The following is a 13216-nucleotide window of genomic DNA, read 5'->3' on the forward strand; positions in this document are numbered from 1 at the left end:
ATGACACTCCGTTATCCACAGGTCTTGCTGTTGCTCTGCGCGCTCAATGCATTGCCGATGGCGATGGCCGCCGACAGCGTCAAACTCGACACCCCGATCGGCGGCTGGCGCAGCGGCGCGCCCGAGGGCGACGGCGAAAACTTCCGCCAGACCGTCAACTACCCGGCCTCCTCGGTGAACACCCCGGTCGGCCAGGCCAACACCGCACGCATCAGCGGCGAAATCAAAGCCACACCGAAAAACAAAGAGCCCGGCCGGCTGATCGTCAATGGCGTCAGCATGCCGCTGAAAATCGACGACAGCGGCCGCTTCGACCGCCCATTCTCATTCCCCAACGGCAGCAACAGCGTCGAAGTCCGCAGCCCCGACGGCCAGCAACGCCACCGCACGCAATTCCTCAACGTCAGCGGCGGCGCCACCCCGGCCAAACTGCGCGTGCTGCTGTCCTGGGACAGCGACGGCACCGACCTCGACTTGCACCTGGTCACACCGGACGGCGCGCACATCTGGTACGGCAACCGCGTCGCCCCCAACGGCGCTGCATTGGACGTTGACGTGACCACCGGTTACGGCCCGGAAATCTTCGCCATGCCGGCGCCGATCAAGGGGCAGTATCTGGTGTATGTGAACTACTTCGGCGGTGGCTATCGCGGGGATGACGAGGGCGGGGAAGAGGCGGTGCAGCCGCTGACCACGGCGCAGGTGACGGTGATTACCGAGGAAGGGACGCCGAGCGAGAAGATGGAGACGTTTTTGGTACCGATGCGGGCGGTGGGGGAGTTGACGTTGGTGAAGTCGTTTAGTTATCCGTGAGTCAATCGGGAAAAACGCCGCACAGTGCATTGCCTTCATATCCGTGAACGATTGGCCCCAGCACCATGAATGGGCCACAAGCGTATAGCGGAGATAGCACTTTTTGCTGGGTGTTGAGCAGAACGGCTTCGTTTCCGAACTCGTCTTTGCCGAAGGACTGTTCGAAGTACGACGTGCACACCGGCAGCTTCAACGGCACCGGAACTACCAGCGCCCAGACAGTAATTCCGCACCATTCTCGGGCGGGTGTCGATTTTACTGTTCTGGTGATCTGTGGGGGAATCGAGCGGTAGCTTTGTGCTCTGTAGGCGTCGGTTTTTAGTGTGGTTTTTTCAGGGAGGGAAACGCCTACTCCCACGCAAGCTGTCAGGCAGAGGCATATGGTCGAAACCAGTCCGACGGATTTCAGGCGTGAATTCAGGGCAGATGGGAGCAATCTTGAACGTCCTTGTAGTGGATTAAGCATCGAAGTTGCCAAGAGCCTTTTCGCTGAACAATTGTGCAAGTACCTGCTGCACAATTTGGTGTTGATCAGCAATTGGCTGAACGCCTCTCGAAAATCACTTTTCCAACAGGCATTAAAAAGCCGGCTTGTGGCCGGCTTCTCGGGGACTGGCTTGGTTTATTTTTGGTAAACCGCGCCAGCCTTCAAAACGTACACCCGGATCTTGCGTCCGGCTGTGGGACTTGGTCAGACAGTGGTCTGCCGCGTCAGGCGTCATCTGTGCCGCAGGGCGGTCGATGCGCGAATGTGGGGCGCAGGATACTGAGTTTTGCCGGGGATTCCCAGCCTGAAGTGCGGTTTAGAGCGACCGCAGCAGAACAAATTCGGGATTTGTACTGATTTTCCGGGCCTCATCGCCAGCCGGCGAGTTCCCACAACAGCAGTAACCTCAGAGAAACGGCACCACCGGCCGCCGTTTGCCCAGCGTCGACCACCAGAACACCCACCCCAATACATGAATCCTCTGCTCCTCGATCTGCGCTGCCCGGAAGATCTCGTCCGGGTATTCGGCGCTGTTGTGGCTGCGCAGGCGCAGGGCATTGCCGGGCATGCGGTGCAGGTATTTGATGCGCAGCATGCCGTCGTGTTCGATGGCGTAGATTTCGCCGTCCACCACCTGGGTGAGGCCGCGGTCGATGGCGAGGGTGGAGCCGTCTTCGATCTTCTCGGCCATGCTGTTGCCGATCATGTGCGTGCAGATGGCGTCGGTGTGGCGGATTTCCAGGGTTTCGAGGTGGCTGCGGGGCAGGCGGATGGTTTGCTCCGGGTCCTTGATGACATGGGTCTTGTCGGAGCCAGGGGCAGTCGGGGCTTCCTTGTAGAGCGGCAGTTCGATGTCGGTGGATTCGAGCACCGTATAGACGCCCTGAATCGCCTGGGCATCCAGTGTGTCGCCGGTGGTGTACAGGTGCGGCGCTTCTTTCGGGCCTTCACCGGTTTTCAGCCATTGGCTGTTGACGGACAGCAGGCGCGCGACTTCTTCCATGCGGTACGCGGGTACGCCCCGGGTGTACCAGTTATGAACGTTTTGGGCTTCCGTGCCCCAGAACTTTGCGAATCCCGTGGTGGTGATATTCGCAGCTTCCAGGAGCGCCTTGAATCTTGGACCGCTAGTGTTCTTTCTCATAAACACGAGTCTACGGCCGGCCTAGAGCGGTTTGAATAAACCTGGCGTTCAAAATCGCGGCAAATTTTGCGACGGGATGTAAGACGTACTTGTGGGAAATTACACACACTAAAACTTTTCTGTAGGCAGCCATAAACAAGCTGTTTAAGCCCCTGCCAGTCAGGCACAAAAAACCCCGGATCAACCGGGGTTTTCTTCAAGCGTGTCGCAGGTCGCGAGGCTTAGCCTTTGTAGGCAGCAACCGACTTGGTGATCGCTTCGCGAGCGGCGTCTGCACCGGCCCAGCCTTCGATTTTCACCCATTTGCCTTTTTCGAGATCTTTGTAGTTCGCGAAGAAGTGCTCGATCTGCTGGATCAGCAGGGCTGGCAGGTCGGTGTATTCCTTCACGTCCACGTACAGCTGGGACAGCTTGTCGTGTGGGACTGCGATGACTTTGGCATCGCCGCCGCCGTCGTCGGTCATGTTCAGGATGCCGACTGGACGAGCGCGGATCACCGAACCTGGAGCAACCGGGTAAGGGGTTACGACCAGCACGTCCAGGGGATCACCGTCGTCAGCCAGGGTGTTCGGGATGTAACCGTAGTTGGCCGGGTAGAACATCGGGGTGGCCATGAAACGGTCAACGAACAGGCAATCGCTGTCTTTGTCGATTTCGTATTTGATCGGCGCGTGGTTGGCCGGGATCTCGATCGCGACGTAGATGTCGTTCGGCAGGTCTTTGCCAGCCGGAATCTTGCTGTAGCTCATTGGGCGTTGCCCCCGTTAGTAGACCAAAACACTTGGCCGGATTGACCAAAAAGTGGCGGCGATTATAGGCATATTCCACCCGCGATGCCATGCACCGAAGGTCGTCCAGGCCTTACTCGTGTGCCTGATAGACCGGGTCCGTGGCCTGAAGTTGCTTCAGTCGTGCCAGCGGATCCTGTCGGTAGAAAAGCTGCAACTGCGCATACACCTGTGGATAAGCCTCGTGCAGCAGATCCGGGGCGCTGAAAAAGTACTCGCTGGTGACGGCGAAGAACTCGGCCGGGTTCTCGGCGGCATACGGGTCGATGGCGGTTTCGGCGTCGGGATGGCGGTCGAGCTGGCGGTTGAGATCGTCGTAGGCCGCTTGCATCACCTGGGCCCAGTCGCTGACCCTCATGTCGGCATGCAGCGGCGGCAGGCCGTTGGCGTCGCCATTGAGCATGTCGAGTTTGTGCGCCAGTTCGTGGATCACCAGGTTGTAGCCTTCCCAGCCACCACTGGCCATCACCCCGGGCCAGGCGAGGATGATCGGCCCTTGCTGCCAGGCTTCACCGCTGTGTTCGCCGTCCCATTCGTGCTCCACACCACTGGCATCGCGATGGCGCTGGGGGCTGAGGAAGTCGTCGGGATAGAGAACGATTTCGTGAAAACCCTGATACCAGTTCAGATCGTCGAGGTGTAAAAGCGGCAATTGCGCCTGGGCCGCGAGCAGCAGGCGTTGTTCCTGATGCAACTCGACGCCGGGCAGGGCGGTCAGGTGTTTGTCTTCAAGGAACAGGACGCTGGTTTCGCGCAGCCACTGATCCTCCTCGGCGCTGATGCCGTCGAGAAAGGTCAGGTGGTGGCGCACCCGCTGCCACATATCATCGGCAATCGGGTGCTTTGCCAGGATGCGCCGGCGTCGCCAGGCGCTCAGCGACCACATCGACTTAGTTCGATTGGGCTTTGGCGCCGCCGAAACGACTGCGAACCACGCCAATGATCATCGGTACCAGCGACAGCAGGATGATGCCGACGACCAGCAGCGACAGGTTTTTCTTGATGAACGGCACGTTGCCGAAGAAGTAGCCCAGCGTCACCAGACCACCGACCCACAGAACGGTGCCGAACACGCTGAAACCGAAGAAACGCGCATAAGGCATTTTCGCGACACCGGCGACGAACGGCGCAAAGGTGCGGATGATCGGCAGGAAGCGCGCCAGAGTCACGGTCTTGCCGCCGTGCTTGTCGTAGAAATCGTGGGTCTGTTGCAGATAGTCACGGCGGAAGATCTTCGAGTTCGGATTGCTGAACAGTTTTTCGCCGGCCGTTCGTCCGATCACGTAGTTGGTACTGTCACCCAAGATCGCCGCCAGCATCAGCAGGCCGCCCAGCAGCACCGGGTCCATGCCGCCACCTGCGGCAACGGCGCCGGCGATGAACAGCAGCGAATCACCCGGCAGGAATGGCATGACCACCAGGCCGGTCTCGCAAAAAATCACCAGAAACAGGATGGCGTAGATCCAGGTCCCATAGTTGTTCACCAGCATGTCGAGATAGACGTCGAGATGCAGGATGAGGTCGATCGGGTTGAAATCCATGTGGGCACCTGTGGTGACGGCCCGACTCGGCAGGCCTGTGCGGATGATTCGGTGTAAGCCTACAAGCGGGTGTAGTTTTTCTTACAAGCCGGAAAGCTCAGGATTATACGAGCTGATAGGTGAAAAGCGCGTTGGTTTTGTAGCGGGGCGTTTCGAGGGGGGAACGAGGCGCCAGCCTTGGTGGCGAGGAGGTTTGCTCCTTCGCCACGATGGCCGGCTTGCGCATTGTTAGAAAAAATCAGAGTTCGTCGCTGATCGGCAGCACGTAGTTCTTGAACTCGGTGTCTTCCTTGAATCCGATGGATTCGTAGGTTTTCTGCGCCACTTCGTTGTTGCTGCTGGTGGATACGCGCATACGCACGGCCTGGGTTTCCTTGGCCATTCTCTTCGCGGTGCGGATCAGATTGTCGGCGACCAGCTGGCGGCGGGCGTCTTCGGCGACGTAGATGTCGTTGAGGATCCATACACGCTTGAGCGACAGCGAGGAAAAGCTCGGGTAGAGCTGACAGAAACCCATGAGCTTTTTGTCGTCGTCATCGGCCAGGGCCAGGTAAATCACCGATTCCTTGCGCCGCAGGCGTTTTTCAAGGAATGCCCGGGACGAGTCCGGATAGGGCAGGGAACCGTAGAACTCGCGATATTTGACGAACAGCGGGGCCAGCAGGTCCAGGTGTTCGAGGGTCGCTTGAATAATCCGCATGATAGGTCTCGTCTTCAAGTGGCTGTCTTCAACTGCTCTGACGGCGATGGGAAACCCGTGCGGCCGTGCATCGATCCTGCCTTAAACCGGCGCAGAAACGCAATGCGGAAACGGTTCAGGCTGGGGGCGGATCGAGTAGGAAATTACTCTTCATATCTGCACCGGCTTCCGATTCCAGCGTCTGAACCTGCGCTTCGTCCTTCAGATTGACGCCCGACAGTTGTCGCCGACAGGCTTCACGCATCAGATACAGCAAGCGATGGGCCGCCATGCCGTAGCTGAGGCCCTCCAGCCGCACATTGGAGATGCAATTGCGGTAGGCATCCGTGAGGCCGACCTTTGGATTGTAGGTGAAATATAAACCGAGGCTGTCCGGCGAACTGAGGCCGGGGCGCTCTCCGATCAGCATCACGACCATTTTTGCGCCCAGCAATTGGCCGATTTCATCGCCAACCGCCACTCGGCCTTGCTCTACCAGCACTACCGGCGCGGTCGACCATTCGTCGGCGGTCATCTGTTCTTCCAGACGGGTGAGAAAGGGCAGGGTGTGCCGATGCACCGCCAGTGCCGAGAGGCCGTCGGCCACGACGATCACCAGGTCCACGCCGCCCGGATGCGCCAGGGCGTATTCACGCAGGGCTTGCGCCGATTGATCGCTCAATTTGCGCCCCAGGTCCGGGCGTTGCAGGTAGCTGTTGCGATCCGCAGCCGCGCTGTGCAGCAGCAGGCTGTCACGCTGACGCTCCGTCAGTTGGGCACTGAGCCCTGCATGGTCGAAGGGTAAATGCACCGCATCACGGGCCTGAGCGTGGGCGAACTGGAAATCCAGCTGCGCGCGGGTCGGCAGGCTGGTGCCGGTGCGGCCGAGAGCGATCCGCGCCGGGGTCAGGCGGCGCAGCTCAAGCCAGGGGTTTTGTGGATCAACGGGCGGTTTTTCCATCTGACTCATCCCAGTTGCGCCAACGCCTGGCGGAAGGCCGGCGGCAGGTTGTTGCCGAAGCGGACCTTGCCGTCCGCCTGGGTGAAGATGCCCATGTTCGCCAGCCACTGCTCGAACTCCGGCGCCGGTTTCAGGCCCAGGGTCTGACGCGCGTAGAGGGCGTCGTGGAACGAAGTGGTCTGGTAGTTGAGCATGATGTCGTCGGAGCCGGGGATGCCCATGATGAAATTGATCCCCGCCACGCCCAGCAGGGTCAGCAGGGTGTCCATGTCGTCCTGGTCGGCTTCGGCGTGGTTGGTGTAGCAGATGTCGCAGCCCATCGGCACGCCGAGCAGCTTGCCGCAGAAGTGGTCTTCGAGGCCGGCGCGGATGATCTGCTTGCCGTTGTAGAGGTATTCCGGGCCGATGAATCCTACGACGGTGTTCACCAGAAACGGTTTGAAATGTCGCGCCACAGCGTAGGCCCGGGTCTCGCAGGTCTGTTGATCGACGCCGTGGTGGGCATTGGCCGACAGCGCGCTGCCCTGACCAGTCTCGAAATACATTAGGTTTTGCCCCAGCGTGCCGCGATTGAGGCTCAGCCCGGCGTCATAGCCTTCCTGCAAGATATTCAGGTTGATGCCGAAACTGGCGTTGGCCGCCTCGGTGCCGGCAATCGACTGGAACACCAGATCCAGCGGCACCCCACGGTTGATCGCCTCTATAGAGGTGGTGACGTGGGTCAGTACGCAGGCCTGGGTCGGAATGTCGTAGCGCTGGATGATCGCGTCGAGCATTTCCAGCATTGCGCAGATCGAGGCGATGCTGTCGGTGGCCGGGTTGATGCCGATCATCGCATCGCCATTGCCGTACAGCAGGCCGTCGAGAATGCTCGCGGCGATGCCGGACGGTTCGTCGGTCGGGTGATTGGGTTGCAGCCTTGTGGATAACCGTCCACGCAGGCCGAGGGTGCCGCGAAATTTCGTGACGACGCGGATCTTCTGCGCCACCAGCACCAGATCCTGCACGCGCATGATCTTCGACACTGCCGCGACCATTTCCGGCGTCAGGCCAGGGGCGAGGGCCCGCAGGCTGGACTCGTCGGCCGCTTCGCTCAGAAGCCAGTCGCGAAAGCCGCCAACGGTGAGATGGCTGACGACCGCAAAGGCCTGCTTGTCATGGCTGTCGATGATCAGTCGGGTGACTTCATCGGATTCGTAGGGAATCAGCGCTTCCTGCAGGAAATGTGTCAGCGGGATGTCGGCCAGCGTCATTTGCGCGGCCACCCGCTCGCCATCGTTGAGCGCGGCGACGCCGGCCAGAAAATCCCCGGAGCGCGCCGGGCTGGCCTTGGCCATCACGTCTTTCAGGCTGTCGAAGCGATAGGTCTGGGCGCCGACGGTATGGGCAAATGCGGCCATGGGGCGCGTTCCTCCTGAATGAATGCTTTTAGTGCGGGCACCGAGCCCGAGGCCCGATGCCGGTGCAGCTCAGTTAGCGTTTAGATACCTTCGAGCATAGCGTCTGCCGGTGCTTCGGAGCGTTGCTTGGCGGTCAGCTGGAAGTACAGGTAACCGGCGGCCATGAACCCGAGGAACACACAACCGATCAGCGTGTTGAACCAGGCCATCGCCACCAGGCACACCACCGCCAGAAACAGCGCAATGGCCGGCACCACCGGATAACCCGGCGCGCGGAAGGTGCGTTCCAGGTTCGGCTCGGTTTTGCGCAGTTTGAACAGGCTGAGCATGCTGATGATGTACATCACGATGGCGCCGAACACCGACATGGTGATCATCGCTGCCGTCAGGGTCATGCCTTGCAGATTGACCAGTCCGTCGCTGTAGATTGCCGCGATGCCGATCACGCCGCCGGCCAGAATCGCCCGGTGCGGCGTCTGGAAACGCGAGAGTTTGGCCAGGCTTTTCGGCAGATAACCGGCCCGGGCGAGGGCGAAGAACTGCCGCGAGTAACCGAGGATGATCCCGTGGAAACTCGCCACCAGCCCGAACAGGCCGATCCAGACCAGCATGTGCATCCACGTCGAGTTGTTACCAACCACCGCTTTCATCGCCTGTGGCAGCGGGTCGTTGATGTTCGACAGTTGACGCCAGTCGCCAACGCCGCCCGCCATCACCATGACGCCGATGGCCAGGAACACCAAGGTCAGGATGCCGCTGACGTAAGCCTTGGGAATCGTGCGTTTCGGGTCCTTGGCTTCCTCGGCCGCCATGGCCGCGCCTTCGATGGCGAGAAAGAACCAGATCGCGAAGGGAATGGCGGCGAAAATGCCGGGAATCGATCCCATCGTGAATTCATTGGCGCCCGACCAGCCGTTCAGCACGAAGTTGCTGAAACTGAAGCCCGGTGCAACGACGCCCATGAACACCAGCAGTTCGGCGACGGCGAGCACGGTGACCACCAGTTCGAAGGTCGCGGCGATGCTGACGCCGAGGATGTTCAGGGTCATGAACACGAAATACGCGCCGACCGCCGCGACTTTCGGATCAAGTTCCGGATATTGCACATTGAGATAGGCACCGATGGCCATGGCGATGGCTGGCGGGGCGAACACGAACTCGATCAGCGTGGCGATCCCGGCGATCAATCCGCCTTTCTCACCAAAGGCTCGGCGGCTGTAGGCGAACGGCCCGCCCGCGTGGGGAATCGCGGTGGTCAGTTCGGTGAAACTGAAGATGAAGCAGGTGTACATGGTCGCGACCATCAGGGCCGTGACCAGGAAACCCAGGGTTCCCGCCGTGCCCCAGCCGTAACTCCAGCCGAAGTATTCGCCGGAAATCACCAGGCCGACGGCAATGCCCCAGAGATGCAGGGTGCCGAGTGTGGGTTTGAGCTGTGTGGTGGAAGTCATAAGTCCTCTCTGTCTTTTTTATTGTTCGATCTGTTGGACTTTCGGGTGCAGCGGTTGAGTGGGTGGGCGCTGTTCACGCAGCGGCAGTGTTCACGCAAATCCTGAATGACGGGTACGCAAGGCCCGTGCCAGAGCGGCCAGGCCAGGGAGTTGTCATCGGGATGAAAAGGGCGGTACCGAAATCTCGGCACCGCCCTCGGTTTTTTAGAAGAAGCCCAGCGGATTGATGTCGTAGCTCACCAGCAGGTTTTTGGTCTGTTGGTAGTGATCGAGCATCATCTTGTGGGTTTCACGGCCGACGCCGGACTTCTTGTACCCGCCGAACGCGGCGTGCGCCGGGTACAGGTGGTAGCAGTTGGTCCACACACGACCGGCCTTGATGGCGCGGCCCATGCGATAGGCGCGGTTGATGTCGCGGGTCCAGAGGCCGGCGCCCAGGCCGAACTCGGTGTCGTTGGCGATTGCCAGGGCTTCGGCTTCGTCCTTGAAGGTGGTGATGCTCACCACCGGGCCGAAGATTTCTTCCTGGAACACACGCATCTTGTTGGTGCCCTTGAGCAGGGTCGGCTGGATGTAATAACCGGAAGCCAGGTTGCCTTCGAGTTTTTCCACCTTGCCGCCGGTCAGCAGTTCGGCACCTTCGCCCTTGGCGATTTCCAGGTACGAAAGAATCTTGTCGAATTGCTGCTCGGACGCCTGGGCGCCGACCATGGTGTCGGTGTCCAGCGGATCGCCTCGTTTGATTTGCAGGACTTTCTTCATGACGACGGCCATGAATTCGTCGTAGATCGATTCCTGTACCAGCGCACGGGACGGGCAGGTGCAGACTTCGCCCTGGTTGAAGAACGCCAGCACCAGACCTTCAGCGGCTTTTTCGATGAAGCTCGGCTCGGCCTTCATGATGTCTTCGAAGAAGATGTTCGGCGACTTGCCGCCCAGTTCCACGGTGGACGGAATGATGTTCTCGGCGGCGCATTTCATGATGTGCGAGCCGACCGGGGTCGAGCCGGTGAAGGCGATCTTGGCGATGCGCTTGCTGGTGGCCAGGGCTTCGCCAGCTTCTTTGCCGAACCCTTGCACCACGTTGAGCACGCCCGGTGGCAGCAGGTCGCCGATCAGCTCCAGCAGCACGCTGATGCCCAGCGGGGTTTGCTCGGCAGGCTTGAGCACCACGCAGTTGCCGGCGGCCAGGGCCGGGGCGAGTTTCCACGCGGCCATCAGGATCGGGAAGTTCCACGGGATGATCTGGCCGACCACGCCCAGTGGTTCATGGATGTGATACGCGACGGTGTTGCCGTCGATCTCGGCGGCGCTGCCTTCCTGGGCGCGCAGGCACCCGGCGAAATAGCGGAAGTGGTCGGCGGCCAGCGGGATGTCGGCGTTGAGGGTTTCGCGGATGGCTTTGCCGTTGTCCCAGGTTTCGGTGATCGCCAGCAGTTCGAGGTTCTGTTCGATGCGATCGGCGATTTTCAGCAGGATCAGCGAGCGGGCCTGGGCGGAGGTCGAGCCCCAGGCATCGGCAGCGGCGTGAGCGGCGTCCAGGGCCTTGTCGATGTCTTCGGCAGTGGAACGCGGGAATTCGGCAATCGGCTGGCCATTCACTGGCGAGGTATTGGTGAAGTACTGACCTTTGACAGGCGCGACGAACTCGCCGCCGATGTAGTTACCGTACTTGCTCTTGAACGAGACTTTGGCGCCTTCAGTACCGGGGTGAGCGTAACGCATGATGATGTTCTCCTTGGCTTTGTACTTATTAGAGAAACGCGCATGAGCGCTTGCTATAAGCGTAGAGCAAAGGTCGGGCCACCGCCGTGCAGGTCAGGCAAATCAAGGCCTTGCGTGATTTCTGTCGGACAAGTGGCAAGCGTCTGTGACGGTATCGGTACAGCTAGGGTGACAGTTTGTACCGCTTCTGGCACAACCTGTGACCGGGCGGTCTTGCCAGCATTGCAAAGACCGGTTGGCTGGAGGATGCTGGGCACCACTTCACGCATGGGCCGATGAGCCTCGGGGAGAATAATAAGAAATGCACGACAACCATTTGAGTCGCCATGCCCAACAGGTTCTCACCGTCACCCAGGGCAAGCCGCACCTGCACGGCCCCGGCGCCGACCCGTCGATCGCCCGCTCGTGGCTGCGTTGTCTTGAGGACTATCACCTCGACCCGGCCCTGACCATGGCGCCGACCGTGCTCGAACACGGTCGTGTCCTCGAAAGCCGCGAACGGCTGCAACAGGTGTTGCAGATCGCCGGCAATGAAATGAGCAGCCTGCATCAGCAACTCTCCGGCGCCGGCCACGCGGTACTGCTGACCGACGCCCGTGGGGTAATCCTCAACTGCGTCACCGCTCCTGCCGAACGCAAGATCTTCGAACGCGCAGGGCTCTGGCTCGGTTCCGACTGGAGCGAGGCCTGTGAAGGCACCAACGGCATCGGCACCTGCCTGGTGGAACGTCAGGCCCTGACCATCCATCAGGACGAACACTTTCGCGGCCGCCACACCGGCCTGACCTGCTCGGCGAGCCCGGTGTTCGACCCGCACGGTGAACTGCTGGCGGTGCTCGATGTTTCCTCCGCACGGCATGACGTCTCGCGCCAGAGCCAGTTCCACACCATGGCGCTGGTCAATCTGTCGGCGAAGATGATCGAGAGCTGCTACTTCCTGCGCTGTTTCGATAACCAATGGTTGCTGCGTTTTCATCTCCAGGCCGAATCCGTCGGGCTGTTCAGCGAAGGGCTGCTGGCGTTTGACGGGGAAGGGCGGATCAGTGCGGTCAATCAAAGCGCCTTGAACCTGCTGGGGCACATTCGCGGTGGTTTGCTCGGCAAACCGGTGGAGGCGTTTTTCGATTGTTCGCTGGATGAGTTGCTGGGGCGTGCGAGTGCCAATGCCAGCGCCAGTTGGCCGTTGCGCACTCGTGACGGACGGCATCTGTTCGCGGTGCTGCGCGGCGAGTCGCGCAAGCCATCCATCGTCTTGCCAAAACCTCAGGCTCCCGAGGCGCCACGCCTGGCTGGCATTTGCCTGGGCGACGCCGGACTGCAAGCGGATTTCCGCAAGGCCTTGCGGGTGTTCGAGCGTGACGTGCCGCTGCTGATCAACGGTGAAACCGGCTCCGGCAAGGAAGCGTTCGCCAAGGCCGTGCATCAGGCCAGTCAACGCGCCGGCAAAGCGTTCGTCGCCCTCAACTGCGCGGCCATTCCCGAAAGCCTGATCGAGAGCGAACTGTTCGGCTATCGCGGCGGCAGCTTCACCGGCGCGCGCAAGGACGGCATGCGCGGCAAGTTGCAGCAGGCCGATGGCGGCACGCTGTTTCTCGATGAAATCGGCGACATGCCGCTGGCCTTGCAGACCCGTCTGTTGCGGGTGCTTGAAGACCGGCAAGTGGTGCCGATCGGCGGCGAGCCGGAAGCGGTCAACGTGCGGATCATCAGTGCCACACACCGTAACTTGCTGGAACGGGTTGGCGACGGCAGTTTTCGGGAAGATTTGTATTACCGGCTCAACGGGCTGGAAGTGGCGCTACCGCCATTGCGCGAGCGCAGTGACAAGTCGCAGTTGCTGGATTTCCTGCTGGCCGAAGAGGCGGGCGGTGAAACGATCCTGATCGAAGAGCCGGCGCGCCAGGCCTTGCTGGGGTTCAACTGGCCGGGCAATGTGCGGCAGTTGCGCAATGTGCTGCGCACGCTGGCGGCGTTGTGCGATGAAGGGCGGATCGGGCTGGATGATCTGCCGGCGATGTTCCGGCAGGTGCAGCCGCTGCTGGTCAAAGTCGATGAAGTGTCATCCGGGCAGCCGCTGGAGGATGCCGAACGGCTGGCGTTGCTCAATGCGCTGGAACACACGCGCTGGCACATGACCCACACGGCGCAGCAACTGGGTGTCAGCCGCAATACGCTCTATAGAAAGCTGCGTAAGCACGGGATCGCCCGAACCGCCTGAATCCCCCTC

At 60.7% G+C, this 13216-nt stretch carries 12 protein-coding genes; 2 read left to right on the forward strand and 10 right to left on the reverse strand.

The window, feature by feature from the left end:
* Positions 1-813, forward strand: a complete 813-nt coding sequence (locus AC1RR7_RS21995; protein ID WP_102620863.1) for a YfaP family protein — start codon at positions 1-3, stop codon at positions 811-813.
* 1 nt (position 814) lies between these two features.
* Here the strand turns inward: AC1RR7_RS21995 and AC1RR7_RS22000 are convergent, their stop codons facing one another.
* From AC1RR7_RS22000 to exaC, 10 genes are all read right to left on the reverse strand, one after another.
* The gene (locus AC1RR7_RS22000) at positions 815-1291 is read right to left on the reverse strand and encodes a hypothetical protein (RefSeq protein WP_493158430.1); all 477 of its coding nucleotides are present in this window, start codon (positions 1289-1291) and stop codon (positions 815-817) included.
* Between the two features lie 415 nt (positions 1292-1706).
* Positions 1707-2444 (reverse strand): S24 family peptidase, encoded by a 738-nt coding sequence (locus AC1RR7_RS22005; protein WP_493158431.1) that lies wholly within the window; start codon positions 2442-2444, stop codon positions 1707-1709.
* Between the two features lie 221 nt (positions 2445-2665).
* Positions 2666-3193, reverse strand: coding sequence for an inorganic diphosphatase (gene ppa / locus AC1RR7_RS22010; RefSeq protein WP_007990564.1), 528 nt, complete (start codon positions 3191-3193; stop codon positions 2666-2668).
* A gap of 112 nt (positions 3194-3305) precedes the next feature.
* Positions 3306-4118 carry a M90 family metallopeptidase gene (locus AC1RR7_RS22015; RefSeq protein ID WP_493158432.1) on the reverse strand — a complete coding sequence of 271 codons (813 nt, stop codon included), beginning with the start codon at positions 4116-4118 and terminating at the stop codon, positions 3306-3308.
* A gap of 4 nt (positions 4119-4122) precedes the next feature.
* Positions 4123-4773 carry a DedA family protein gene (locus AC1RR7_RS22020; protein WP_096820769.1) on the reverse strand — a complete coding sequence of 217 codons (651 nt, stop codon included), beginning with the start codon at positions 4771-4773 and terminating at the stop codon, positions 4123-4125.
* A 238-nt stretch (positions 4774-5011) separates the two neighbouring features.
* On the reverse strand, positions 5012-5473 hold the full coding sequence (locus AC1RR7_RS22025) for a GNAT family N-acetyltransferase (RefSeq protein WP_096820770.1): 462 nt from the start codon (positions 5471-5473) through the stop codon (positions 5012-5014).
* Between the two features lie 115 nt (positions 5474-5588).
* Positions 5589-6422 (reverse strand): ethanolamine ammonia-lyase subunit EutC, encoded by an 834-nt coding sequence (gene eutC / locus AC1RR7_RS22030; RefSeq protein WP_371858315.1) that lies wholly within the window; start codon positions 6420-6422, stop codon positions 5589-5591.
* A complete protein-coding gene (locus AC1RR7_RS22035; protein ID WP_102620861.1) occupies positions 6419-7813 on the reverse strand; it encodes an ethanolamine ammonia-lyase subunit EutB in 1395 nt (464 codons plus the stop codon). The genes eutC and AC1RR7_RS22035 overlap by 4 nt, the downstream gene beginning before the upstream one ends.
* Positions 7814-7893: 80 nt before the next feature.
* Positions 7894-9264 carry an ethanolamine permease gene (gene eat, locus AC1RR7_RS22040; protein WP_096820772.1) on the reverse strand — a complete coding sequence of 457 codons (1371 nt, stop codon included), beginning with the start codon at positions 9262-9264 and terminating at the stop codon, positions 7894-7896.
* 204 nt (positions 9265-9468) lie between these two features.
* Positions 9469-10989, reverse strand: a complete 1521-nt coding sequence (gene exaC / locus AC1RR7_RS22045; protein WP_096820773.1) for an acetaldehyde dehydrogenase ExaC — start codon at positions 10987-10989, stop codon at positions 9469-9471.
* Between the two features lie 301 nt (positions 10990-11290).
* On the opposite strand from exaC, the gene AC1RR7_RS22050 reads away from it, so the two are divergent.
* Positions 11291-13207, forward strand: a complete 1917-nt coding sequence (locus AC1RR7_RS22050) for a sigma-54-dependent Fis family transcriptional regulator (protein ID WP_493158433.1) — start codon at positions 11291-11293, stop codon at positions 13205-13207.
* Positions 13208-13216: the final 9 nt, after the last annotated feature.

This window comes from Pseudomonas sp. GW821-FHT11G12, from assembly GCF_058808055.1.

Bases quoted from the DNA above. Each gene is read 5' to 3' on its own strand.
- AC1RR7_RS21995 (WP_102620863.1), top strand. From the start codon at position 1: ATGACACTCCGTTATCCACAGGTCTTGCTGTTGCTCTGCGCGCTCAAT.
- AC1RR7_RS22005 (WP_493158431.1), bottom strand. From the start codon at position 2,444: ATGAGAAAGAACACTAGCGGTCCAAGATTCAAGGCGCTCCTGGAAGCT.
- ppa (WP_007990564.1), bottom strand. From the start codon at position 3,193: ATGAGCTACAGCAAGATTCCGGCTGGCAAAGACCTGCCGAACGACATC.
- AC1RR7_RS22015 (WP_493158432.1), bottom strand. From the start codon at position 4,118: ATGTGGTCGCTGAGCGCCTGGCGACGCCGGCGCATCCTGGCAAAGCAC.
- AC1RR7_RS22020 (WP_096820769.1), bottom strand. From the start codon at position 4,773: ATGGATTTCAACCCGATCGACCTCATCCTGCATCTCGACGTCTATCTC.
- AC1RR7_RS22025 (WP_096820770.1), bottom strand. From the start codon at position 5,473: ATGCGGATTATTCAAGCGACCCTCGAACACCTGGACCTGCTGGCCCCG.
- eutC (WP_371858315.1), bottom strand. From the start codon at position 6,422: ATGAGTCAGATGGAAAAACCGCCCGTTGATCCACAAAACCCCTGGCTT.
- AC1RR7_RS22035 (WP_102620861.1), bottom strand. From the start codon at position 7,813: ATGGCCGCATTTGCCCATACCGTCGGCGCCCAGACCTATCGCTTCGAC.
- eat (WP_096820772.1), bottom strand. From the start codon at position 9,264: ATGACTTCCACCACACAGCTCAAACCCACACTCGGCACCCTGCATCTC.
- exaC (WP_096820773.1), bottom strand. From the start codon at position 10,989: ATGCGTTACGCTCACCCCGGTACTGAAGGCGCCAAAGTCTCGTTCAAG.
- AC1RR7_RS22050 (WP_493158433.1), top strand. From the start codon at position 11,291: ATGCACGACAACCATTTGAGTCGCCATGCCCAACAGGTTCTCACCGTC.